Annotated in this window: 16 protein-coding genes; 7 read left to right on the forward strand and 9 right to left on the reverse strand. The window is 69.2% G+C overall.

The genetic code is table 11. The features are described 5' to 3' along the window. The first annotated feature begins 91 nt into the window (after positions 1 to 91). On the forward strand, positions 92 to 346 hold the full coding sequence (locus ACFVBH_RS29400; protein WP_354986623.1) for a type II toxin-antitoxin system prevent-host-death family antitoxin: 255 nt from the start codon (positions 92 to 94) through the stop codon (positions 344 to 346). Continuing rightward, complete coding sequence (locus tag ACFVBH_RS29405) at positions 339 to 758, forward strand: type II toxin-antitoxin system VapC family toxin (RefSeq protein ID WP_379006508.1); 420 nt, start codon at positions 339 to 341, stop codon at positions 756 to 758. Before ACFVBH_RS29400 ends, ACFVBH_RS29405 begins: the two co-directional genes overlap by 8 nt. Positions 759 to 842: 84 nt before the next feature. Here the strand turns inward: ACFVBH_RS29405 and ACFVBH_RS29410 are convergent, their stop codons facing one another. The 4 genes from ACFVBH_RS29410 to rplN are packed head-to-tail and all read right to left on the reverse strand — an operon-like array spanning position 843 to position 2,284. Then, positions 843 to 1,028 (reverse strand): type Z 30S ribosomal protein S14, encoded by a 186-nt coding sequence (locus ACFVBH_RS29410; RefSeq protein WP_067695781.1) that lies wholly within the window; start codon positions 1,026 to 1,028, stop codon positions 843 to 845. Positions 1,029 to 1,030: 2 nt separating this feature from the next. After that, positions 1,031 to 1,597, reverse strand: coding sequence for a 50S ribosomal protein L5 (gene rplE / locus ACFVBH_RS29415; RefSeq protein WP_354986625.1), 567 nt, complete (start codon positions 1,595 to 1,597; stop codon positions 1,031 to 1,033). 1 nt (position 1,598) lies between these two features. Then, positions 1,599 to 1,913 (reverse strand): 50S ribosomal protein L24, encoded by a 315-nt coding sequence (gene rplX, locus ACFVBH_RS29420; RefSeq protein ID WP_354986626.1) that lies wholly within the window; start codon positions 1,911 to 1,913, stop codon positions 1,599 to 1,601. 2 nt (positions 1,914 to 1,915) lie between these two features. Then, on the reverse strand, positions 1,916 to 2,284 hold the full coding sequence (rplN, locus tag ACFVBH_RS29425) for a 50S ribosomal protein L14 (protein ID WP_354986627.1): 369 nt from the start codon (positions 2,282 to 2,284) through the stop codon (positions 1,916 to 1,918). A gap of 325 nt (positions 2,285 to 2,609) precedes the next feature. Here rplN and ACFVBH_RS29430 point away from each other — a divergent pair, with 325 nt between their 5' ends. Both ACFVBH_RS29430 and ACFVBH_RS29435 read left to right on the forward strand, forming a co-directional pair. Next, positions 2,610 to 4,649, forward strand: a complete 2,040-nt coding sequence (locus ACFVBH_RS29430) for a M13 family metallopeptidase (RefSeq protein WP_379006513.1) — start codon at positions 2,610 to 2,612, stop codon at positions 4,647 to 4,649. Positions 4,650 to 4,711: 62 nt separating this feature from the next. Further along, positions 4,712 to 6,751, forward strand: coding sequence for a M13 family metallopeptidase (locus ACFVBH_RS29435; RefSeq protein ID WP_379006515.1), 2,040 nt, complete (start codon positions 4,712 to 4,714; stop codon positions 6,749 to 6,751). 33 nt (positions 6,752 to 6,784) lie between these two features. Here the strand turns inward: ACFVBH_RS29435 and ACFVBH_RS29440 are convergent, their stop codons facing one another. The 3 genes from ACFVBH_RS29440 to ACFVBH_RS29450 are packed head-to-tail and all read right to left on the reverse strand — an operon-like array spanning position 6,785 to position 9,704. Next, a complete protein-coding gene (locus tag ACFVBH_RS29440; RefSeq protein ID WP_379006517.1) occupies positions 6,785 to 7,129 on the reverse strand; it encodes an MmcQ/YjbR family DNA-binding protein in 345 nt (114 codons plus the stop codon). A 49-nt stretch (positions 7,130 to 7,178) separates the two neighbouring features. Next, positions 7,179 to 8,672 carry a SagB family peptide dehydrogenase gene (locus ACFVBH_RS29445; protein ID WP_379006520.1) on the reverse strand — a complete coding sequence of 498 codons (1,494 nt, stop codon included), beginning with the start codon at positions 8,670 to 8,672 and terminating at the stop codon, positions 7,179 to 7,181. Between the two features lie 51 nt (positions 8,673 to 8,723). Then, positions 8,724 to 9,704, reverse strand: a complete 981-nt coding sequence (locus ACFVBH_RS29450) for an ABC transporter substrate-binding protein (protein ID WP_354986632.1) — start codon at positions 9,702 to 9,704, stop codon at positions 8,724 to 8,726. Between the two features lie 215 nt (positions 9,705 to 9,919). Here ACFVBH_RS29450 and ACFVBH_RS29455 point away from each other — a divergent pair, with 215 nt between their 5' ends. The 3 genes from ACFVBH_RS29455 to ACFVBH_RS29465 all read left to right on the forward strand — a co-directional run bounded on the left by ACFVBH_RS29455 (position 9,920) and on the right by ACFVBH_RS29465 (position 14,622). After that, positions 9,920 to 10,999, forward strand: a complete 1,080-nt coding sequence (locus tag ACFVBH_RS29455; protein ID WP_379006523.1) for an AMP-binding protein — start codon at positions 9,920 to 9,922, stop codon at positions 10,997 to 10,999. Positions 11,000 to 11,343: 344 nt separating this feature from the next. Then, positions 11,344 to 12,456, forward strand: a complete 1,113-nt coding sequence (locus ACFVBH_RS29460) for a glycosyltransferase family 4 protein (protein WP_379006944.1) — start codon at positions 11,344 to 11,346, stop codon at positions 12,454 to 12,456. A gap of 39 nt (positions 12,457 to 12,495) precedes the next feature. Then, positions 12,496 to 14,622 (forward strand): glycogen debranching N-terminal domain-containing protein, encoded by a 2,127-nt coding sequence (locus tag ACFVBH_RS29465; RefSeq protein WP_354986634.1) that lies wholly within the window; start codon positions 12,496 to 12,498, stop codon positions 14,620 to 14,622. Between the two features lie 55 nt (positions 14,623 to 14,677). On the opposite strand, the gene ACFVBH_RS29470 is transcribed toward ACFVBH_RS29465, so the two are convergent. After that, complete coding sequence (locus ACFVBH_RS29470; protein WP_379006527.1) at positions 14,678 to 19,399, reverse strand: amino acid adenylation domain-containing protein; 4,722 nt, start codon at positions 19,397 to 19,399, stop codon at positions 14,678 to 14,680. Continuing rightward, positions 19,396 to 24,507: an amino acid adenylation domain-containing protein gene (locus tag ACFVBH_RS29475; protein WP_379006529.1), complete on the reverse strand. Its 5,112-nt coding sequence runs from the start codon at positions 24,505 to 24,507 to the stop codon at positions 19,396 to 19,398. The genes ACFVBH_RS29470 and ACFVBH_RS29475 overlap by 4 nt, the downstream gene beginning before the upstream one ends. Between the last annotated feature and the right edge of the window lie 8 nt (positions 24,508 to 24,515).

Here is a 24,515-nt window from a genome sequence, read left to right on the forward strand (position 1 = left end):
TCTCGGCACAGATTTCGGACGGCCCGTCAACCAGTTGCGGAACCCGCCAAACCATATAGCAAGAGATAGCACCCGAAGCTATCCTGGGGGGATGACCCGTACTATCACCCAAGCCGAGCTGCGCAACGGCAGCGCCGGTGTGATGGACGCCCTGGAAGCCGGTGAGGACTTTGTCATCACCCGAAACGGACGGCCCGTCGGCGAGCTGCGGCCGATCGCCCCGACCCGCGATCTGACGGTCACCGAACTCAAGGCCGTGCTGGCGCGTATCGGACGCAGCGGCAGCGGAGCGGAGGAGCGGGCGGAGATCGACGCAGTCTTCGGCGAGGATCGACTCGATGACTGAGCCGACACCAACCGGCCGATTTCCGGAGGGGCTGCTCGACACCTGCGTTCTCATCGACCTCGAAACCATCGACGATGCCGAACTGCCGGTGCGCGCGAAGATCTGCACGGTCACCCTCGCGGAATTGGGTCTCGGAATCGCACTCGCGTCGACACCCACGGCACTGGCGTTGCGGACCGAGCGGCTACTGGCGATCGAGCACGGTTTCGACGCGCTCCCGTTCTGCACGGCGGCGGCGCGACGATTCACCTCGATGTCGAAACTTGTTGTCGCGTCCGGCCGTAGCCCCAAGCCACGCCGAATGGACCTGATGATCGCCGCCATCGCGTCGGCGAACGACCTTCCACTGTTCACTCGCAACGCCGACGATTTCAAAGACCTGGAGCCATTGCTCACGCTGATCGCGGTGTGACTCCACCAGCACGGCGAAAGCCCTCCCGAGCGGACTCGGGAGGGCTTTCGCTGATTCAGATGTGCTGTCCCCGAAGGGACTACGTCACCAGGACGACTTGTGCACGCCCGGGAGTTCGCCGCGGTGGGCCATCTCGCGCAGGCAGATGCGGCACAGGCCGAACTTGCGGTAGACAGCGTGCGGGCGACCGCAGCGCTGGCAACGGGTGTAGGCGCGCACCGCGAACTTCGGCTTGGCGTTGGCCTTGTTGACGAGGGCTTTCTTGGCCATTCTCAGTTCTCCTTGAACGGGAAGCCGAGGTGCTTGAGCAGGGCGCGACCTTCTTCGTTGTTGGTCGCGGTCGTCACCACGGTGATGTCCATACCACGCGGACGGTCGATCTTGTCCACGTCGATCTCGTGGAACATCGACTGCTCCGAGAGGCCGAAGGTGTAGTTGCCGTTGCCGTCGAACTGCTTCGGCGACAGGCCGCGGAAGTCGCGGATACGGGGCAGCGCGATGGAGATCAGGCGATCCAGGAACTCCCACATGCGGTCGCCACGAAGGGTGACCTTCGCGCCGATCGGCATGCCCTCGCGCAGCTTGAACTGCGCGATCGACTTGGTCGCCTTGCGGATCTCGGGCTTCTGGCCGGTGATCAGGGTGAGGTCGGCGACCGCACCGTTGATCAGCTTCGCGTCACGGGCGGCGTCGCCGACACCCATGTTCACGACGACCTTCACGACGCCCGGGATCTGCATCACGTTGTCGTAGTTGAACTCGCTCTGCAGCGCGTCCTTGATCTCGGCGCGGTAGCGCGCCTTCAGGCGCGGCTGCACCTTGTTCTCAGTAGAAGTCATCTCAGATGTCCTTCCCGTTGCGACGGGAGATGCGAACGCGCTTGCCGTTCTCATCCGTGCGGTAGCCGACGCGGGTCGGGTTGCCATCGGAGTCGACGACCATCACGTTGGAGGCCTGGATCGGCGCTTCCTGGGTGACGATGCCGCCCGAGCTGGCGCCACGCTGGTTCGCGGAGTTCGCGACGTGCTTCTTGATCCGGTTGACGCCCTCGACCAGGACCTTGCCGGTCGCCGGGTAGGCCGTGATGACCTTGCCCTTGGCGCCCTTGTCCTTGCCCGAAACGACGATCACGGTATCGCCCTTGTGCACCTTCATGGTCAGAGCACCTCCGGAGCGAGCGAAACGATCTTCATGAACTTCTTCTCACGCAGCTCACGGCCGACCGGGCCGAAGATGCGGGTGCCGCGCGGATCGTTGTCCGGCTTGATCAGCACCGCGGCGTTCTCGTCGAACTTGATGTACGAGCCGTCCGGGCGACGACGCTCCTTGACGGTGCGCACGACGACGGCCTTGACGACCTCGCCCTTCTTGACGTTGCCACCGGGGATGGCGTCCTTCACGGTGGCGACGATGATGTCGCCGATACCGGCATAGCGACGCGCCGAACCACCGAGAACGCGGATGCAGAGAATCTCCTTGGCACCCGTGTTGTCGGCGACGCGCAGTCGCGACTCCTGCTGAATCACTTCAGCTCCTCCTAGACCTGGACGAAATGCGCGCCGGATTGCCGACCCGACGAGCATGGTCAGTTACCCACCGGAACGCGCGCCTACCTGCGGTTATCACGATCGGAAACCGATCGACCACCGGGGGTTCGCGGCCGGATTGCGGGTACAGGTCCCGCAGGCAACCGGTCAAGTGTAGCCAAGCCGCAGGTAGGAGTGAAATCGGGGTGCGGGACCGGGACAAGCCGGGGAACGCGGTGATTCAGCTCTCGCTCAGGGTCAGCCACTAGCGTCGATTCGGCAACGTCCCAGCAATGGCCGTTTTCCCCGGTAGAGGAGATTCGCGTTGAATGATGAGCGCCCCTTCGCTCTCGATCGCCGTAGGTTCCTGATCGCGCTGGGGGTGCTGCCGGCCACGGCGCTGCTGCCCGCGTGTTCTCCCGATGATCAGCAGAAGGCGCTGGTCGGGCCGGATATGTCCGGCTCGGACGCGGCCGTCCGGCCGCAGGACGATCTGTACCGGTTCGTCAACGGCAAGTGGCTGAACGAGTACAAGCTGCCGCCGGACAAGGTGTCGTTCGGGACCTTCGACGAGGTCAACGACCGGGTCGAGGGACAGCTGCGGGAGATCGTGGAGGGCATCCACAACCCGGGCAAGAACACCGACGAGCAGCGGATCCGCGATCTGTACGACGGGCGGATGGATCTGACCGAGATCGAGCAGCTCGGTATGACACCGCTGCGCGGGCTGTTCGAACGGATCGAGTTGGCCGCGGGCAAGCCGGAGCTGGCCCAGGTGATGGGAGCGCTGCCGGGGGTGGGGTTGATCGGGCTGGGTGTGGGCGCGAACCCGTCCGATTCCAATGCCTATCAGCCGTTCGTCATGCAGGCGGGGCTCGGACTGGGTGAGCAGTACTACCGCAAACCCGAGAACGCCGAACAGCTCGCCGGATACCGCGCGTGCATGCGCAAGATGGCCGCCGGCGCGGGGTTCGCGGATCCGGACGCGCTGGCCGATCGCGTCGTGGATCTGGAATCGCGGATCGCCGGATTCCACTGGGACAACGTCCGCACCCGCGACACCGATGCCACCAACAATCCCATGAGCTGGGCGGACATGGTCGCGCTCGGACCGCAATTCGATTGGGACCCCTGGCTCACCGGCAGCACCGAGCGGCCGAAGGAGCTCTTCGCCACCGTGAACGTCGGGGAGCCCTCGTTCGTCACCGGCGCGGCGGGGCTGTGGGCCGAGACCGATCTCGCGCTCTGGAAGGACTATCTGAAGCTGGGACTGGTGCGCGAATTCGCGAACAACCTGCCCAAGAGCATCTCCGATCCGTACTTCGACTTCTTCGGTAGGCAGATGGCGGGTTTGCAGCAGCGGCCCGAACTGTGGAAGTCCGGCATCGCGACGGTCAACGGCACCGTGGGCGAGGCGCTCGGAAAAATGTACGTGGACAAGCACTTTCCGCCGTCGGCCAAGAAGCAGGCGCTGGCTATGGTGGACGATCTCAAATCCGCCTACCGGGAGAACTTCCGCACGTCGAACTGGATGTCGCCGCCGACCCGCGACGCCGCGATCGTGAAGCTGGACAAGATCGACGCCAAGATCGGGTACCCGGACAAGTGGGAGGACTACTCCAAGCTGACCGTCACGCGCGGCAGGCTCGTCGAATCCCTCATCGCGGCAAACGAATTCGATGCGCGCCGCATGTTCGACCGGCTCGGCACCAAGGTCGACAAGACCGAATGGGGCATGCCGCCGCAGACGGTGAACGCCTATTACAACCCGGCCGCCAACGAGATCGTGTTCCCCGCGGCGTTCCTGCAACCGCCGTTCTTCGATCCGGACGCGCAGGCCGCGGTCAACTACGGCGCGGGCGGCGCGGTCATCGGGCACGAGATCGGGCACGGCTTCGACGATCAGGGCTCCAAGTACGACGGCGACGGCAATCTGAAGGATTGGTGGACACCGGCGGACAAGGCGGCCTTCGAGGCCAAGACCAAACAGCTCATCGCGCAGTACAACGCGCTGGTGCCGCAGGGGTTGCCCGCCGATCAGCACGTGAACGGCGAACTCACCGTCGGGGAGAATCTGGCCGATCTGCGCGGACTCGAGATCTCGCTGGCGGCCTACCGGCTGGTTCAGCAGCGAGATGGCAAAGACAAGCCGGACTTCCGGCCCATGTTCGAGTCGTGGGGCCGGACCTGGCGCACCGAGATGACGACCGAGGCGCTCGAGAATCAGATCGCGAACGATCCGCACTCCCCCGCCGAGTTCCGATGCAACCAGGTGGTGCGCAATCTCGCCGAGTTCTACGACACCTACGGCGTGCACGAGGGCGACAAGCTGTACCTGGCGCCCGACCAGCGCGTGACTCTCTGACGCGGTTCCCGTATCCCCGGTAGCCTCGAGCCAGCAATTCGGCTACCGGGAGGGTTCCACACGTGAGTTCGTCGAGTCCGGCGCGGATCGACCGCCGTGCTTTTCTCATCGCCCTGGGGCTGGTTCCGGCCGCGGCCGCGCTCGCTTCCTGCTCGAAGGACGAGGCGCCGCGCGCGCTGACCGGACCGGACGTGTCCGGGGCCGATGCGGTAGTGCGGCCGCAGGACGACCTGTACCGCCACGTCAACGGGAAGTGGCTGCGCGAGTACAAGCTGCCGCCGGACAAGGTGGCCTACGGAACCACCGGGGAGATCGCCGAGCGCACCCAGGATCAGTTGCGGGCCATCATCGACGGCATCCCGGCCGATGCGGCGCCGGGCTCCGAGGCGCAGCAGATTCGTGATCTGTACGACGCGCGCGTGGACTGGGACACCATCGAGAAGCTCGGCATCACGCCGTTGCAGGGGTTGTTCGACAAGATCGACAAGACGGCCGGCAAGCCCGAGTTGGCGCGGGTCATGGGGGAACTGCCGCTGGGCGGGCTGGTTTCGCTGAGCATCGGCATCGACCGCAAAAATTCCGACAGCTACGTCCCCTCGGTGTGGCAGTCGGGCATCGGGCTGGAGCAGGACTACTACAGCAAGCCCGAGCACGCGGAGAAGCGGGCCGCCTACCGGGTGTATCTCGAAAAGATCGCCGCCGGAGCGGGTTTCGCGGACGCGGCCGGCATCGCACAGCGCGTGTTCGACCTGGAGACCAGGATCGCGGCCGAGCACTGGGATCGCGTGCGCCTGCGCGACGCCAACGCCACCTACAACCGCATGACCTGGACCCAATTGACCGAGCTCGGTAAGGGTTTCGACTGGGAGCCGTGGCTGCTGGGCAATTCCGACCGGCCCAAGGAGCTGTTCGCGGACATCGTGGTCGGGCAGCCGTCGTACATTCCGGCGGCGGCGCGGCTGTGGAGCGAGGTCGACATCGCGATCTGGCGTGAGTATTTGAAGATCTCGCTGGTGCGCGGGTTCGCGAAGTACCTGCCGCAGAAGATCAACGACGCCAACTTCGACTTCTTCGGCACCGTCATGGCCGGGCAGCAGGAGCGGCCCGACCGCTGGAAGTACGGGGTGTCCACGGTCAACGACATGCTCGGCGAGCAGCTCGGAAAGCTGTACGTGGACAAGCATTTCCCGCCCGAGGCCAAGGACGAGATCAAGCGCATGGTGGACGATCTGTTCGCCGCCTACCGCGAGGACTTCCGGAATTCGACGTGGATGACCCAGGCCACCAAGGACGCCGCACTGGCCAAGCTGGACAAGATGCGGGTCAAGATCGGGTACCCGGACAAGTGGGAGGACTACTCCAAGCTCACCATCACCCGGGGCAAGCTCGTCGAATCGATGCTCGCCATGTCGGCGTTCGAATCCCGGCGCGCCAATGATCGGCTGGGCAAGCCGGTGGACAAGGGCGAATGGGGAATGAGCCCGCAGACGGTGAATGCCTACTATTCGCCGCCGAACAATGAAATCGTTTTCCCCGCAGCGTATTTGCAGTCGCCCAATTTCGATGTGAATGCCACGCGCGCGGTGAATTACGGCGGGATCGGCACGACCATCGGGCACGAGATCGGGCACGGTTTCGACGATCAGGGTTCCAAGTACGACGGGGACGGCAATCTGCGGGACTGGTGGACCGCGGCCGATCGGGCGGCGTTCGACGCGACCGCGCAGAAGCTGGTGGATCAGTACAACGTGCTCGTGCCCGAGGGGCTGGAGCCCAACGAGCACGTCGACGGCAAGCTGACGCTCGGTGAGAACCTGGCGGACCTGCGCGGATTGCAGATCGCGCTGGCCGCCTACCGGGTGGCCGAGCAGCGGGAGGGCAACGCGAATCCCGACTTCCGGGATCTGTTCCTGTCCTACGCGCGCGGGTGGCGGCAGGTCCAGACCCCCGAGATCACCGCCGAACTGCTCACCGACACCCACTCCCCCAACGAGTTCCGCTGCAACCAGATCGTGCGGAACCTGCCGGAGTTCTACACCACCTTCGGGGTGGTCGAGAGCGACAAGCTGTTCCTGGCCCCGGACAAGCGGGCCTCGCTCTAGCGCGTCCCGGTGAGGCGCGGCAGCGCCCGCGCCTCACCGATCGGCGAACTCCTCCAGCAGTTTCGGCGACGCGGCCTGCCGCCACGAATCCAGCACGATGGCCGCCAGCTCGTCGAGGTCGTCCAGCGCCTCGAGCCGCACCCGGACCCACGCCCCGCCCACCTCGTGCGCGGCGACCCAGAACTTCTTCGGCTCGGCCAGCACCAGCTCGTTCCGCTCCGCGATCGGGCACTTGACCGCCATCGAGGTCTCCCCGTCCGGCAGCGTCAGAAACAGCTTCTTCGCGACCCGGAACGTGGGCATCTCCCACTCGAACAGCTCTCGAACCTGCGGCAGCGCAAGCGCCGCCGCCCGAACATCATCCCCGACTACTTTCATGCCCCGATGCTCCCAGCCCCGTCCGACAGATGCCGTCGCACCCAGGCGGTCATCGGCCGATGCTGCCGATGACCATGCTGCCCACCGGGCATTCCTCCAGCTCGTCGACGCCGGTGGCGGTGGCGAAGGCGGCGGTGTCGGTGAACGCCTGGGCCACGGCGCCGAGGTTCATGGCGGTGGCGGCCAGGTAGAGGGTTTGGGTCAGGACGCCTGCGTGTTTCAGGGTGTTGGCGTAGGCGACCTGTTCGTAGGTCCACATCGCGCGGCCCGCGCGGGCGGCCAGGACCAGCAGGAGTTGGGGGGTGGCGGCCGCCGTGAGGGTGGCGGCCGCGGTGGTCAGGAGGCGGCGGACCGCGGGGGAATCGGCGGGGGCCACCTCGTGGAGGGCGTGGGTGTGGGAGTCGTAGTGGTACATCGCGGGGGGTAGGCCCGTGACGTGGCGGACCACGGGGTAGAGCTCTAGTTCGTGGACGCTGCCGCCCGAGGGGTAGGGGCGGGACGGGAGTTCGTCACCGGCGGGGGTGGTTTCGACCGAGCGGGTGCGGGATGTGCGGTACAGGAGCTCGGCCAGTTGGGGCAGGGTGAGGGGGGCGGCATCGTCGAAGGCGCGGTGGGAACGGCGGTCCTCCAGGACGGCGGCCAGGGGCGGGTCGGTGGCGCGCAGGGTGGCCAGGTCGGGGACCGGCAGGGCCAGCGGGGGCGCGGGGTAGGGCGGCCTGCGGGCCGGGAGGGGCGGGAATTCCGTTGCGGCCCAGCGGGTGGGGCCGAAATCGTCCCAGGTCAGGGTGCGCGGGCCGAGGGTGCTGCGGCGGTGGAACCACAGGTCGGGGGCGCTCCAGGAACGGGTGGTGAAGGTCGACTCCTCGGCGGCGGGGTCGGCGAGGGTGAAGCCCGCGTGGCGGAGGTCGGCGGCGAACCGGGCCGAAATCGTCGCGGGGAGGCCGAGTTCGGCGGGATTCGCACCGGCGATCACCGCGGCCAGGCGCGGATCGTGCAGCCGGATATCGCACCAGGAGGTGGGGTGCTCGAGCACGAGCCCATCCGAATCACGGTGCATGAGGGCGAATTTCGACAGCACCGCCGGGGCAGCGGCGGGAGCTGCGGCCGAGGCGCGCACACCCGGACCGGACGGAGCCGCCTCGGGACCGGATGTCCGGCCGATATCACCCGCGGTCTGCGGTGAGGATGCCGCCGCGCCGCCGGAGCGCTCAACCCCGAGCCCGGTCCCGGCCGTCGGCGGAACGCCGAAGGGGCGCAGGGTGTAGTAGTCGCGCTCGATGTCGCTGACCGTGATGGTGAGCCAGCCGTCCGCGGCGAGGCGGTCGAGCAGGGCGGTGACCTCGGAAGAGGGTGTGCCGCCGGAAAGTTCGCGTGCCGTCGAGGGACCGGGGCCGAGGGACTCGACAACCCCGCGCTGTGCCGGGGCCAGGCCGGTGAGTCTGTCCTGGCGCGGTGGATTCAGCAGCAGGGCGCCACCCGGGATCAGGAGTCGGGTGGCACCTGCACGCAGCGCGTAGCGGGTGTGTTCGAGCGGAATCGACACGACCGCGGTCCTTCGAAAAGCGATGGAGCGTCGGATCTTACGCGAAAAACGCTACTTGGCTGCGTTCGCGAAGGCCGGCTCCAGCTTGTCCAGGACGTAGGGCAGCGACAGCGGCGTCGGCTGGTTCACCGCGGTGATCTCCTGCACGGTCAGGAAGACGAGGGAGTTCTTCTTGACCGCGGGCAGCTCGTTGTAGCCCGGGAGCTGCTTCCACTTCTCGTCCATGCCGGGCGAGTAGCCGGCCAGCACGAGATCGGCGTTCAGCTCGTCGAGGCGCTCGGGCGAAAGCGACAGGCGACCACCGGTGCCGCCCTTGGCGGCGAGCCCGGCCGGAACGGTCATGCCCTGCTGGGTGAACAGCGTGGCGGAGGGATCCTTGGCGTCGGTGAGCACCATGAGCTGCGCGGGGCTCGCGAGCCAGCTGCTGACGAAGGTCTTGCCGGCCAGGGTCGGGTTCTTCTTGCCGATGGCCTCGATCCGCGTGTTCAGGTCGGTGACGACCTTCTCCGCGGCCTCGTCCTTGTGCAGGACCTTGCCGAGGGCCTTCACCTGGTCCTGCCAGGCCGCGACGGCGTCCTTGGACAGCGCCGGGATGGTCGGGGCGACCTTGGACAGATCGCCGTACATCTTGGCATCGGCGAGGAAGGCGTCGACCAGGATGAGGTCCGGGGCCAGCGCCGCGACCTGCTCGACCACGCTGCCGGTGGTGTCCAGGGCCTTGGACTGCTTCAGCGACTCCGGCTCCCAGGGCGTGACACCCTTGCCGACGACGGCCACATTGTCGATGTACCCGACCGGCTGCACGCCCAGCACCTGGGCGGTGTCGAGCCACTGGTTGCCGAGCGTGACGACGCGCTCGGGCACGCCGGTGATGGTGGTTTCACCCTGGGCGTGGGTGATGGTGACGGGTTCGCCCCCGCCCCCGGCCTCGTCCGACCCGCTACCGCAGGCGGCCAATCCGAGGGTGAGTGCGCCGGCGAGGGCGGCGACGGCCGCCCGCGTCCAGCCGCGTGAACTGCGGACCGACTTCATCGATGGACCTCTCCTAGTAGAAAAGCTCAATCCCGCACGGAAGAGCCAGAGGTGAGCCTAGCCTAATTATCAATCCGATCACGGCAGCATGTTGCCGCTTCGATTCCGGTTAGGTCTGCCTATCGTGTTCCACAACCGTTAGGTTAGGGTTGCATAAGTAGTTGCGCAGTCGTTGTGCAGTTGTTGATCAAGTATTCGTTCCGAGGATGATTGCGATGGAGCAAGTGGTGCCGGCCATGTCCGCTGTCGAGCGGCATCGGCTCGTGGACGAATGGGCCAATGGCGTCGAGCTCTACGACGTGCCGCCGGTCACCAAGTTGATCGAATCCGGCCGGCGAGTGCCCATGGTGCGCACCGCGGTCCGCTACGGCGGGCACATCCTGACCTACGCCGAACTGTTCGGCAGCCTCGACGGCGGTGCGATCGGCACCGCGGGCCCCTCGCTCGACGGACTGGCCCGGCTGTTCTGCGACATCGCGGCAGCCGCCGCGGCCGATTCGGTGCTGATCCTGGGCTCCTCCGACATCGCACTCACTCCGGACGCCCTGGCCGCCGCCGCCGACGACCGGCGGGCCGTGGTCGCGGACTGTCGCTCGGGGCGGGTGGATCCCGCCTACGGCTCGGCCGACGTGCGCCTGTTCGCCACGGCCTGGGACTGCGCGGACGCCGCGGTGGAACTGCTGGCCGCGCTGGCCGACGGCGCCACGCTGGTGCTGGCCACCACCGCCCAGCGCAACGATCCCATCGCCCTGGCCGAACTCATCTCCACCTGCGCGGCGACGCACGTGGTGGCCGAGGCCCGGACCCTGGCCGCGCTGGCGGACCGGCCCGCCCCGGCGCTGCCGACCGTGCGGCGCTGGGACATCACCGGAACCGGCTGCCCGGCAATTCTTTCCAGCCTGCTCGGCGCCATCGCGCCGGGATCGGTGGCCGGATTCGCGTACACCGCACCGGAATACGCGGGCATCGCCGCGCGCGGCCCGCTGGACGGCACCGGGCGGCTGCGTCCCATCCCCGGCGCGCGGGTGCTGGTGCTCGACGACGCCCTGGGCCTGTGCGCGCCCGGCGTGAGCGGGGACGTATATCTCGGCGGCGCGGCACTGGCGGCCGAGTCCGGCATCGCCGCGCTCGCGGATCCCTTTGCCCCCGATGGCCGAATCTATCCGACCGGTACGCGCGGCCGCTGGAACGCCGACGGCTGGCTGGTGTTCGATGTGGCCGAATCTACCAATGCCGCACATGTTTCCGATGTCGACCTGGGCGACCCGAGCGACCCCGTCGACTACGCCGCCTGAAACTTTCTCCGAATAAACACCGGAACATTACGATCTGCCCGAAATGTGTGATCTCCAGCGATATCGTGGAAATCATTCACTGGCCGCCCGTCGCGACGACGCGACCCGGCGGACCTTCGATCCTGGTCTCACCGTGAACGACCGACGGTGACGACCCCACCAATGGTGCTGTAGTCGCGCCGTCTTCCCGGACCACGATCACCTGTCTCGATGCCCCGCGCACATCGGGTGTCGACGCTCGCGTTCTGGAAGGAGGGGCTATGCGCACGGATTACGTGACGCCCGGCCCGGCAACTGCCGCATTCGAATTTCCGTTCCTCGATCGGGAACAACTCCGCATCGCCATGGTGGTGCCCCCGTATTTCGACATACCGCCCAAGGCGTACGGCGGCGTGGAAGCGGTGGTGGCCGACCTGGTCGACGCGCTCACCGATCGCGGGCACCGGGTGACGCTGTTCGGCGCGGGCGAGAACGGGACGCGGGGCAGGCTGGTCTCGCTGTGGGATCGCATCCAATCGGACGGACTCGGCAATCCCTTCCCGGAGGTGCTGCACGCGTTGAAGGTTCGGCGCGCCATCGAGGAACTGGCCGTACTGGACGGCTTGGATCTGGTGCACGACCACACCTTCGCCGGACCGCTCAACATGCCCGCGTACGGCGCGCTCGGCCTGCCGACCGTGGTCACCGTGCACGGTCCGGTCACCGGCGATCCGTATCCGTACTACCGCGCGCTCGGCTCGGACGCGCACCTGGTGGCGATCAGCGACCGGCAGCGCGAGCTGGCACCGGACCTGAATTGGGTTGGACGCGTGCACAATGCGCTCCGTGTCCCGGATTGGCCCTTCCAGCCCGAGAAACAGGACTACGCTCTGTTCCTGGGCCGGTTCACCGAGGAGAAGGCGCCCCACCTGGCGCTGGAGGCCGCGCACGCCGCCGATATTCCGCTGATCCTCGCCGGAAAGTGCGCCGAACCACCCGAGTTGAGATATTTCGACAGTGCGGTACGGCCGTTGCTCACCGAGCACGATCACATGTTCGGAATGGCCGACGCCGCCGCCAAACGCACACTGCTGACCGGGGCGCGCTGCCTGCTGTTCCCGGTCCGCTGGGAGGAACCGTTCGGCATGGTCATGATCGAGGCGATGGTCTGCGGCACGCCCGTGGTCGCCCTGCGCGGAGGCGCGGTCGCCGAGGTCATCGTGGACGGCGTCACCGGGCGCGTCTGCGACGACCCGAGCGAACTCCCCACCGCCATCAAGGAAGTGCAGACCTACGATCCGCAGGCCATGCGCGATCACGTGCTGGCGCACTTCGGGGCGGACACCCTGAGCCGGGGCTACGAGGAGATCTATCACCGCGTGCTGCGCGCCCGTGCACCCCACCGCGGCAACCGGGTCACCGCGATTCACGCCCGATCCGCCAACGCCGCGCACCAATCCATGCCGCCGGCCCGGTGACGACACCCGCGGGCGTGGAGACGACACAGGAAGGCTCATATGAACGGAGAGGCCCCGGCCGCTCTGAACGCCGGTGAACCGTCGGCGCTGGGCGGCCTCAGCGGTGCGGTGACCCTGGTGGAGGGCAGCACCTTCTGTCTATCGGACCGGCTCGGCGACGTGGAGCCGGGCACCCCGTACGGACTGTTCTATCGCGACGCCCGGGTGCTGTCCCGCTGGGAGCTGCGCCTGGACGGGCAACGGCCCGAACCGCTCTCGGTATTGAACCCGGAGGCCTTCACCGCCCGGTTCATACTGCGCCGGCCGCCCCGGGCCGGCGCAGCGGACAGTACGGTGCTCATCGTCCGGGAACGGCTGGTCGCCGACGGGCTGCGGGAGACGATCACGGTGGAGAATCTGGGGCGCGAAACCACCGCCATGGACCTGCAATTGCTCGTCGACGCCGATTTCGTGGACCTGTTCGCGGTCAAGGAGGGCCGCACCGCCAGCGCACGGGCCGAGATCATGGTGGCCGACGTGGAGTTGCTGCTGAACGATCGCTCGGACCGCACCCGCGGGCTGGCGGTCTCGTCCTCGGAAACGCCCGTGGTGCTACCGGGTTCGCTGTCGTGGCGGGTGGTGGTCCCCGCCGGGGGGAGCTGGCAGACCGAGATCGTGGCCCAGCCCACCCACGGCGGGCAGTCGGTGCACTCACCGCCGCGCGCGGGCGAGCAGTACGAATTCAGCGAGCCGAGTCGCAAGATCGCGGCCTGGCGCGACAGCGCCACCAATGTCACCGCCTCGGATCCGCACCTGGCCTGGGTCCTGCAGCGCACCGAAAGTGATTTGGGCGCACTGCAGATTCACGACGAAACGCGGGGCGGGCGACCGTTCGTCGCGGCGGGCGCGCCGTGGTTCATGACGCTGTTCGGGCGGGATTCCCTGCTGACCGCGTGGATGGCGCTGCCGCTGGACGTGGGCCTGGCGGTCGGCACCATGCAGCAGCTCGCGGAGATGCAGGGGACCAAGCATGATCCGCTCACCGAGGAGCAGCCCGGGCGCATCATGCACGAGATGCGCCGCGGGCCGGCCAGCGGTCAGGTTCTGGGCGGCGAGACGTACTACGGAACGATCGACGCCACACCGCTTTTCGTCATGTTGCTGGCGCAGGCCCGGCGCTGGGGCGCGGATGTGGAGGCGGTGCGGGCCCTGCTGCCCGCCGCCGATGCGGCCCTGGCGTGGATCACCGACCACGGCGATCGGGACGGCGACGGGTTCGTGGAGTACCGGCGCGCCACCGACCGGGGCCTGATCAACCAGGGCTGGAAGGACAGCTTCGACGGCATCAACGATGTGCTCGGGCACCTGCCCGAGCCGCCCATCGCACTGTGTGAAGTGCAGGGGTACGTGTACGCCGCACTGCTGGCGCGCGCCGACCTGGCGGAGGAGTTCGGCGACGGCATCACCGCCGGACATCTGCGGGATAGGGCCGCGGATCTGCGCACCAAGTTCGCCGAAGCGTTCTGGCTGCCCGAAAAGGGCTGGTTCGCGGTGGGTTTGGACGGCAGCAAGCGCCGGCTGGACGCGCTCACCAGCAATATCGGGCACTGCCTGTGGTCGGGCATCGTCTCGGACGAACACGCGGCGATCGTGATCGAACGGCTCTCGGCCGCGGACATGGACAGCGGATTCGGTTTGCGCACACTGTCTTCGGACATGGGCGCCTACAACCCGATGAGCTACCACAACGGCTCGGTGTGGCCGCACGACACCGCGATCGGGGTCGCGGGGCTGCTGAAGTACCGGCACATTCCGGGGGCCATCACCCTGGCGACCCGGCTGGCCGACGGGCTGTGGGACGCCGCGGCCGCGTTCGGGGGGCGACTGCCCGAGTTGTACTGCGGTTTCCCGCGTTCCAAGTTCCCCGCGCCGGTGCCCTACCCGACCTCCTGCTCCCCGCAGGCGTGGGCGAGCGCCGCACCGTTGCTGCTGGTGCGCTCGTTCCTGGGGCTGGATCCGGATGTGCCGCGCCGATCGCTGACGGTGCTGCCGCATCTGCCCGCGCGCTGGGGACGGGTGGAGCTCACCGATCTGCGGCTCGGCGGTGCGCTGATCGATCTCGCGGTGGAGGGCGATCGGGTGACGGCGTCGCATCTGCCCGACGATTGGCAGCTCATCACCCACTGAGCCGGTCGGGCCCGGGTCGCCGCCGCCCCAGCCGGTGGCGGCGACCCGGGGCTCGTCACAGCGCCGCGCTCAGGGCGCGGACGCTGAGGTTCCAGAGTTCGGTCAGCCGGACGGCCTCGGACTCGGTGAACAGGGCGGTGCTCCAGCGCCACGTGGTGGTCAGGCGCGGGCCTTCGGGGGTCGCGCCGATGCCCGCGATCACGTCGAGGGCGTAGCGCAGCGGTAGATCCGGTTCCGGGTCCAGGGGCAGCGCCTCGGCGTGTTCACCCGTGTACAGGGACCAGGCCGTCGCGTCCCCGGCCGTGAGGTCGACGCGGCCCAGGTAGTTGAACTCGAGCTGCGGGTGCGGGGCCGTCGCCAATTCCGGGTCGCGGGTGAGGTAGCGCAGGACGCCGTAGTCCGAACCCTGATTCGGCAGGGCGGTCAGGTGCTCGGCCACGGAGTCGAGCAGGGCGCGCGCGGCACTCGGATCCCGGTGCGCCCGGGCATGATCGACTTGCGCGCCGCGCCCGAGCCGGACCGGGTAGACCGTGGTGAACCAGCCGACCGTGTTGCTCGTGTCGGTGCCGAGCAGTTCGTCCGCGCGGCCGTGCCCTTCGAGGGCGATGAGCGCTCCCCCGGTCGAATCCTGCCCGCGTTCCGCGCGCCAGCTCGCCAGGGTGATGGTGAGGGCGGTGAGCAGGAATTCGCGCACGCCCTCGGCGCGGGTGAGGCGGGACAGCAGTCGTTCGGTGACGGCGACCGGGGTGTGCGCGGTGGCGACGCGCAGGGTCGACCAGGTGTCGGTGCGCGGGTCCGGAATCCGGGCTCCGAGGGCGGGATCCGGGCCGCGCAGTTGGCTCGCCCAGTAGTCGCGTTGCGCCGACACGGCGGGATCGTGGGCCCGCTCCCCCATCAACCGGGCGAACTCGCGGTAGGCCGTGACTTCCGGCAGTGGGCGGGGTGCGTCGCCCATGCCGGCTCGCGCCCGCGCGTCGTTCAGGGTCGCGAGGATCAGGTGCCAGGACACCACGTCGACGGCCAAGTGGTGGATGGCCAGCAGCAGAACCGCGCCCCCGGGTGCGTGTGGAAACCATGCCGCGCGGACCATATCGCCGGTGCGGGGGTCGATGCCGTCGTCGGCGCGGCGAGCGGCCGCGCGTAGTGCCGCGGCGAAGGCGCCGGGGGACGGCGGATCGCAGGCCGGCGTGGAGTGCGCCGATGCGGGCGGACCACCGGCGGTCGAGTGCTCGGGGCCGGACTCCACGGGACCGGAAGGTGACAGGCCGGCAGTTGGCGGACCAGCGGTTGGCGGACCGTCCCGCCCCGAGTCGAGCCGGTCCACAAAGATATTCGCAACCGGCACGCTCCCGCGCTCCCGTGTGCGCAGGCGTGGCCCGGCCGGGGTATCGGTGAGGATCGCGCGCAGGGTGTCGTGGTTGTCCAGCAGAATCCGCAGTGCGGCTTCGAGCTGCGGGCGGGTCATCCCCGGCGGGGTGCGCAGCAGGGCGGTCTGGGTGAAGCGGCGGTAGTTGCCGTACTCGTGCAGCCAGGCGACCACCGGGAGCGGCGGCACCTCGCCGTAGTCGGGGGTTCGGTCCGGAACACCCGGGGCGGCAGCGGCATCCACGGCGGCGGCGAGGTCGCGGATGGTGGGCGTGGCCAGCACCATGCGCGGGGTGAGGGTCAGGCCGCGGCGGCGAGCCCTGTTGACCAGGGCGATGGCGACGATGCTGTCCACGCCCAGGGCGAAGAAGTCGTCGTCGGCGGCGGGGGTGCGGCCTTCGAAGAGCTCGGCCAGGATTTCGCCGAGTTCCTTCTCCATGGGGGTGGCCGCGGTGTCGCGGACGCCGGTCGCCGACAGAGCCTGTTCGGCCATGCTCGTGAGTTCGCGGGCGTCGAGTTTGCCGTTCACGGTGGTGGGCAGATTCGGCAGGACGAGCAGGCGGGCGGGAATCATGTACGCGGGCAAGCCTTCCGCGAGAACCGGGCGGAGCCGCGCGGGGTCGAGCACATCTCCGTGAGCACGGGGATCCCCCACCAGGAAACCCACGAGACTCGCGCCGCCCGCCCGGCGGACCACGGTGACCGCGGCCGTGCTCACGCCGGGCAATCGTCGTAGCGCCGTCTCGATTTCGCCCATCTCGATGCGGTAGCCGCGCACTTTGACCTGGTCGTCGGCGCGGCCCAGATAGCCGAGACCGCCGTGGGCGAGGCGGCGCACCAGATCGCCCGTGCGGTACATGCGGTGGCCGGGCCGGAAGGTGTCCGCGACGAAGCGATCGGCGGTGGCGGCGGCCCGCCCGACATAGCCGCGCGCGAGTTGCGGGCCGGACAGGTACAGCTCGCCGACGACGCCGTGCGGCACCGGGCGCAGCCTGGAATCCAATACGTAGCAGGCCGTTCCGGTGTTCGGCGTCCCTATGGTGGGGGTCTCGTGGTCCGCGACCGGCGCGACGACCGCTTCGACGGTGGTCTCGGTCGGCCCATAGCAGTTGTAGACGGCGGTGCCCGGTGCACCACCTGCCGGAGCCAGGGCTCGCAAGCGGGTCCACAGCGCGCCGTCGATCGCTTCACCGCCGAGTGCCAGCACCGGGAGCGGGCGGTCCGCGAGCCCGGCGGCCAGGAGCTGGGCGAACATCGACGGTGTCGTATCGATCATGTCCAGGCCGAATTCGGCTATGCCCTCGACCAATCGGCCCGCGTCGCGCAGCTCCTCGGCGTCGAACAGGTGCACCGTGTGGCCGTCGAGCAGCCCGGCCATGGGCTGCCAGGAGGCGTCGAAGCTCAGCGACCAGGCGTGCGCTATGCGCAGCGGGCGGCCGAGACGGGCACGGGCGGAGCGGTAGACGCGTTCGCGATGGTCGGCGCAGTAGGCCAGCAGGGCGGCATGGGTGCCCATGACGCCCTTGGGCGCACCGGTCGAACCGGAGGTGAAGATCAGATACGCGGCATGCTGCGGGTGGCGGAAGACATCGGGTGTCGTGACGGGATGACGGGACAGCCGCTCGGCGACCGAAGGGTCGTCCAGCAGCACGGATTTCCGGCCGCCCACCGATTCGCGACAGGCGGCCACGGTGACCAGCAGGGCGGGCGCCGATTGCTCGAGGATGGATTCGATTCGCGCGGGCGGAAGCGAGATGTCCACCGGCACATAGGCCGCGCCGGCTGCCAGGGTGGCGAGCAGTGCGACTATGGCCTCCGGTCCGCGCGGCAGCAGCAGGGCGACAACGGATTCCGGTCCCACACCCCACCCGGCCAGCTCGTTGGCCAGCCGAGCGGCGGCGGCGCGTAGCTCGCGATAGGTCAGACACACTCCCCCGCTCGTCTGCAGAGCCACCGCGCCGGGAGTCCGCGCGGCCTGTTCTTCGAACCCGGTCCAAACGGACCCGGCGAACGCCGAGGCGGCCGGTGCGGGCGACACCGCACCGACAGGGCCGTTCGGACCTGCAGACGTGCCATTCGGAGCTGAGAGAAGTCCGTTCAGACCTTCGGCAGCGGTCAGCACCTCCAGGGCGTCGGGGGTCGCGTCGGCGATGCCGGGGAGTTGGCGGAGCAGGCCGAGGAGGCGGGCGCCCAGGTCGGGGGCGGACAGGTGGGGCAGGGCGGCTGGGACGGCCTCGATCAGGACCACCAGGTCGTCGGCGGCGAGGTGGGCGACGACGGTGAGGGGGTAGTGGGCCAGGCTTTCCATCTCGCGGGGGCGGAAGTGGGCCCCATCGGGGGTGCGGACCGCGTGGACGGCGGCGTCGATGGGAGCGTTCTCGAAGACGAAGAGGGTGTCGAAGAGGGAACCGTGGCCGGCGGCGCGCTGAATGTCGGAGAGGGCCAGGTACCCGTGATCGCGCATGGCGGCGCAGTCGCGTTGCAGGCGTTGGCATTGCGTGACGACGCTCAGGCTGTAATCGAGGCGGTGTGCGACCGGGACCGTGTTGATGAACAGGCCGACCATGGTTTCCACGCCCGGAAGATGTTCGGGGCGGCCGGAGATCGTGGCGCCGTAGACGATGTCGCGGCGGTCCGTGAGGCGGCCCAGCAGGACCGTCCAGGCGAATTGCACGGCGGTATTGAGCGTCAGCCCGTGCTCTCGCGACCAGTCGCGGAGTCGGCGGGTGTCGGCGGCGGAGAGCAGCAGCCTGGTCGTCTCGGGGATCGAGTTCGGCTGTGGGACAGCCTCGGCCAGCATGAGCGGGGCGGACAGCAGGCTCAGGTAGTCAGCCCACGCGGCCGTGGCCACGGCGCGATCCCGCCCGGCGAGCCAGGCGATGTAGTCCCGGTAGGGGTGCGGCGCGGGCAGTGCGCCGGTGCGGCCGCCCGCCGCGTGCACGGCCAGGAGCTCGGTGACGAATACCGCGACCGACCAGCCGTCCATGAGGATGTGGTGCGCGGTCAGAATCAGGCGGCGCGCGCCCGAACGCGGGTCGTGCACGATGCGGAAGCGCAGGGCCGGACCCCGGGACAGGTCGAACGGCGTGCGGCGATCGGCGGCGGCCATATCATCGAATTGCTCAGCAGTGCAGTCGTCTTCGTACCACGGTAGCTCTGCCTCGGCCGGAATGATCTGCACAGGGTGCGGCACGTTCTCGTCCCAGAACGCCGCCTCGAGATTCGGGTGGCGTTCCAGCATCGCGGCGGCGCTGCGGCGCAGCAACCGCAGGTCGAGCGGGCCGTCGACATCCGCGACGAACTGCATGGTGTACAGGTCCAGGTCGGGTCCACCGACCCGGGCCAGCGCGAACAAGCCCTGCTGTAAAGGACTCAGGGCCAGGACATCCCGGATGCGCGACGGCTGGTTCACGGCCGCTCCTGCCACGCGGTCGTCAGCGCGGCCAGCGCCTCGGCGTCGAGGCCGGAGGCGCTCATGGGCGCGGAGCGCGGTCCGGCGGCCGAATCCGGCTGCGGATCAGCGCTTTCCGTGGCGGACACCGCGGCGGCCAGCTCGGCGATCGTCAGGTGCTCGAACACCAGCTGCGGCGTCAGCGCGAGGCCCGCCTCCGCCGCACGCGCGGACCATTGGATCGAGATCACGCTGTCGCCGCCGAGGGCGAAGAAGTTGTCCTCGGGATCGACCCCGGTGATCTCCAGCAGTTCTTCCAGCAGGGCGATGAGGGTGATCTCGGTGGGGGTCGCGGGGCGGTCCGGATCCGCTTCCGGGGTGCGGTCGCGCACCACGGGCCGGGGCGCGGTCCGCAGCCGTTCGAGTTCGGCGGCGGGCAGGACCGTCAGTTCCGCGACCGGGAGGCCGGGCTCGGTGGCGTAGGCGTGCAGGGCGGCGTCCAGTGCCGCGGCGATGGAACGGACCGTATCCGGCTCGTACAGATCGGCATTCGCGACCACCCGCACCGCCAGACCGCCGTCCGCGGTCACGGTCAGGCTCAGATTCAAGTCCAGGAACGAGACGTCGAAATCGACGGGCAGGACCGTCACGGTGGTGTCCCCGGACAGCGCCAGGGCCGCCGGCGCCCACTCCGCGCCGCGGAAGTGCAGCATGGATTGGAACAGCGGATTGCGGGAGCGCGACCGCGGCGGATTGAGCGCTTCCACCACCCGCTCGATCGGCAATTCCTGGTGCGCGTACGCGTCGAGCACGACATCGCGGCCGCGCAGCACGGTGTCGCGCAGCGTGGGCGCGCCGGACAGGTCGTTGCGCAGCACGACCATATTGGCGAACAGGCCCACCAGGTGCTGCACGGCCGTGTCTACGCGTGCGGCGACGGGCGTGCCGAGGGTGATGTCCGGTCCCCCGCCGAGTGTGTGCAGCAGGGTCGCCACGATCGACTGGTAAAGCATGAATTCGGTGGCGCCACAGTGCTCGGCGAGAGCGGTGAGTTCCGCACGCCGGGCCGGGGCGAGGGTGAAGGTGACGACCTCGCCGCGCCTACCCGGGATTGGCGGACGCGGGCGATCGTGCGCGACATCGATTTCGACGGGCGCTCCGGCCAGAGTCGCACGCCAGTAATCGATCCGAGCCCGGGCGAACGCGCTCGGCGCACCACCCGCGCCGGTGTCGAAGACCTCGTGCTGCCACAGCGCGTGGTCCGCGTACTGCACCGGGAGCGCGGGCCACCGCGGCGGCGCGGCGGTGGCCACCCGCGCCCGGTACGCGGTCACCAGGTCGGCCAGCAGCAGGCCGAGGGAGGCGTGATCGGCGACGATGTGATGCACGAGCAGGGACAGCACCCGGGTCTCGGGGCCGAGCACCAGCAGCCGGGCCCGCAGCAGCGGGGCGGACTCCACGGCGAACTGCAGGCCGGCGATCGCCGCGAGTTCGGAATCCAGTGCGGCGGGCTCGATATCGGTGACGGGCAGCGGGATCTCGAGGTGATCGTGCACGAGTTGGCAGGGCACACCGCCCTGTTCGGGGAACGAGGTGCGCAGCGCCTCGTGCCGGGTGGCCACATCGTTCAGCGCGGCGGTGAGGGCCGCGGTGTCCAGTGCGCCGTCCACGCGCATCGCGAAGGGCAGATTGCCGACCGCGCTCGGACCCTCCATGCGGTACTGGAACCACATGGCCAGCTGTGAGTACGACAGCGGAAGACGCTGCGGCCGTTGATGTTCGACGAGCGCGGGCCGGTCGGTGGGCTCGGGATCCGGTTCGAAGCCCGCCGCATCGGATGTCGCCGCGTCGAGGTCGATGTCGAACTCCGCGCGGAAGTGCGCCACCAGCAGGGCGGCCAGTCCCGCCGCCGTCGGCGCGTCGAAGACGACCCGGACCTCGAGTTCCACCCCGAATTCGGCGCGCATCCGGGCGACCAGGCGAGCCGCCAGCAGGGAATGGCCGCCCAGTTCGAAGAACGAGTCGTCCGCACCCACGGACTCGCGATCGAAGAGCTGACCGTAGATCTCGCAGAGGCGGCGCTCGGTCGCGGTGGCGGGGGCACGGTGGTTGCGGCGGGCCGCGGAGACCGGCGCGGGCAGGGCTCGCCGGTCCAGTTTGCCGTTGACCGTCAGCGGAATCTCGTCGATGACGGCGAAAGCGCCGGGCACCATGTACTCCGGGAGCACGGTCGCGGCGTGCGCGCGCACACCCTCGGTCTCCACCCGCTGCCCGGCCGCGGGCACCACGTAGGCGGCCAGCAGCGGCCCTGCCGCCGGATCCCGGACCACCACGACCACGCAGTGCCCGACCGCGGGGTGGGCGGTCAGCGCGGCTTCGACCTCGCCGAGTTCGATGCGGTAGCCGCGGATCTTGACCTGTTCGTCGGCCCGGCCCACGAAGTCGATCTCGCCGAACTCGTTGCGGCGGGCCAGATCTCCGGACCGATACAGGCGCGCGCCCGGGGAGAAGGGGTCGGCGACGAAACGCTCGGCGGTCAGCCCCGGCCTGCCCAGGTACCCGCGCGCCAATTGCGCACCGCCCAGGTAGATTTCGCCGACCACGCCCGCGGGCACCAGGCCCAGCGCGTCGTCCAGGATGTAGGCCGCGACGTTCCGGTTCGGCACCCCGATGGGCACGATGCCCGTGCCCTGCGGGCCTTCCACCGGCATGTGGGTGGCACAGACCACGGCCTCGGTGGGACCGTAGTGATTTCGCAGTTCGGCGTCGAAGACGGTGGCGAAACGGTCGGCCACTTCCCCGGTGAGTGCCTCGCCGCCGACCGGAACATGGCGCAGCGCACGCCATTCGCTGACCTCGGGCAGCAGCAGGAAGGTGCTCAGCATCGACGGCACCATGTGCAGCACCGTCACGCCCTGGCGGGTGATGAGATCGGCGACGTACCGGATGTCCCGGAAGGCATCGGGTTTCGGGACGACGAGCCGCGCGCCCAGGGCCAGGGTGACGAAGATGTCCAGCAGGGAGGCGTCGAAACTGACCGAGGACGATTGCAGCAGGCGATCCTGGGCGGTCATGCCCCATTCGGCCGCGAAGCCGGTGACGTGCTCGGCGATGGCCGCGTGCTCGACCGGGACGCCCTTGGGACGGCCGGTGGAACCGGAGGTGTAGATGACGTACGCCAGGTTGGACGGGTGCAGCGGACGGACGCGATCGGCGTCGGCGGGAGCGGCACCGGACAGTTCGGCGGCGACGGTTTCGGCCGCGGCGAAGGACTCGTGATCCAGGACCAGCCGGGGGCGGGCATCGGCGACCAGGTAGGCGATGCGATCGGGCGGGTAGGCCGGGTCGATGGGCAGGTAGGCCGCGCCCGCTTCCAGCACCGCGAACAGGGCCACGATGAAGTCGACCGAGGTGCTCATCCGCAGGCCGACGATGTCCTCGGGGCCGATGCCGTCACGGATCAGCTTGTGCGCCAGCCGGTGCACGCGGGCGGCGAGGTCCGCGTAGGTGAGACGCTCGGTGTCCGAGACCAGGGCCGTGGCCTGCGGGGTCGCGGCCACCGAGTGCTCGAAGAGCTCGACGACGGTCGTGGGAGCCGCGGGGACGAGCGGGCCGCGGGACAGGTCCAGGAGTTCGGCGGCATCGTCCGGGCCGAGCATGTCGAGGTTGCCGAGGCGGCGATCCGGCGTGGTCAGGGCGCTGTTCAGGAGGTGGGCGTAATGCTCGAGCATGCGCTGCACGAGAGCGCCGGACAGCACGTCGACCTGGTACTCGGCTTCCAGCACGGCCGATACCCGGTGCGGGCGCGTGGATTCCGGGTCACCGGACACCGAGTCATCCGAAGCCGCGGTGACAACGGCCAGCGCCAGCGGCACCTGCGCGGTGGGTGCGCCGAGCTCGTCGAGCCGGGTGGCGTCGATGCCGTCCAGGTCGAAGCCGTTCACGTTCTTGCGCACGCTGAAGCCCAGACGCGCCAGCTGATCCATGCCGTCCCGGCCGCCGGCGCGCTCGGGATTCACCTCGCGCACCACCCGATCGATCCCGACGCCCTGGCGGGCGAAGGCGGCGAGGCAGGTGTGTTTGGTGGACTTCACCAGGTCGGTGAAAGAGGCTCCCGCGGGCACGGTTTCGCGGATCAGCAGGGTGTTGCCGAAGTAGCCGATCAGGTTTTCGGCGGCGGCGGAGCGGCGGTCGGTGATCGGGATGGCGACCAGGAAATCACCCGCGGCGGTGTAGCGCTCGACAAGGGCTGCGTAGGCGGCGAGCAGCACCATGAAGGGGCTGGCCGCGTGGGCGCGCGCGAAGGCGTCCACCCGGTCGAGCAGGCCCGCGGGCAGTGGGACGGTGCGGCGGGCGGCGGCGCGGCCGGGGGCGGGCAGCGCCGCACCCGGCAGCTCCAGCGGCTCGGGGGGCGGGCGCAGCGTTGTGCGCCAGTAGTCGACGTCGGCGTCGTTCTCGGCGGGTGCGTCGAGCACCTCCAGATCGATGAATTGCGCTGCGAGGGCCGGCTTCCCGCTGCCGCGATAGGCCGCGTTCAGTTCGGTGAACAGCACTCCCCAGGCGTCGTCGTCCCAGCAGATGTGATGCACGGCCAGCAGCAGCACGTGGTCTCGGGCGCCGGTGCGCACCAGGCTCACCCGCAGCGGCGTCTCGGTCGCCAGGTCGAAGGCGCGCGCGAACTCCCGGCGGGCCAGGACCTCCACGCGCACCGGGCGGCTCTGCTCGGACAGGTCGGTCAGATCGTGGGATCGCCAGGACACCTCGGCGGTGTCGGTGAACACCTGGAACGGTTCACCGTCGGCGTCCACGCCGTAGGTGGTGCGCAGGATGTCGTGCCGGGCGGCGACGGCGGTGAACGCCGCGTGCAGGCGGTCCGCGTCGAGCTCGCCCGAAAGCCGGTAGGCCACACAGATGTTGAGGGTGGTGTCGAGGGGATCGCGGGTTTGCAGGAACCACATCCGGCGCTGTCCTGCCGAGAGCGGACGGCGCTCCCCCGCCGCGGTGCGCGGCGGCGGAGCACCCGAACCGTCCTCTGCCAGGCCGTTCTCGGCCAGCCGGCGGCGCAACAGCGCACGGCGGCGGTCGGTGGCGGACAGGTCTTCGCGCACGGTGGCGTCGGTGTCTGACATGAGATCTG

It is taken from the genome of Nocardia sp. NPDC057668, assembly GCF_042799795.1.
In the GTDB taxonomy this organism is placed as follows: Bacteria; Actinomycetota; Actinomycetes; order Mycobacteriales; family Mycobacteriaceae; genus Nocardia.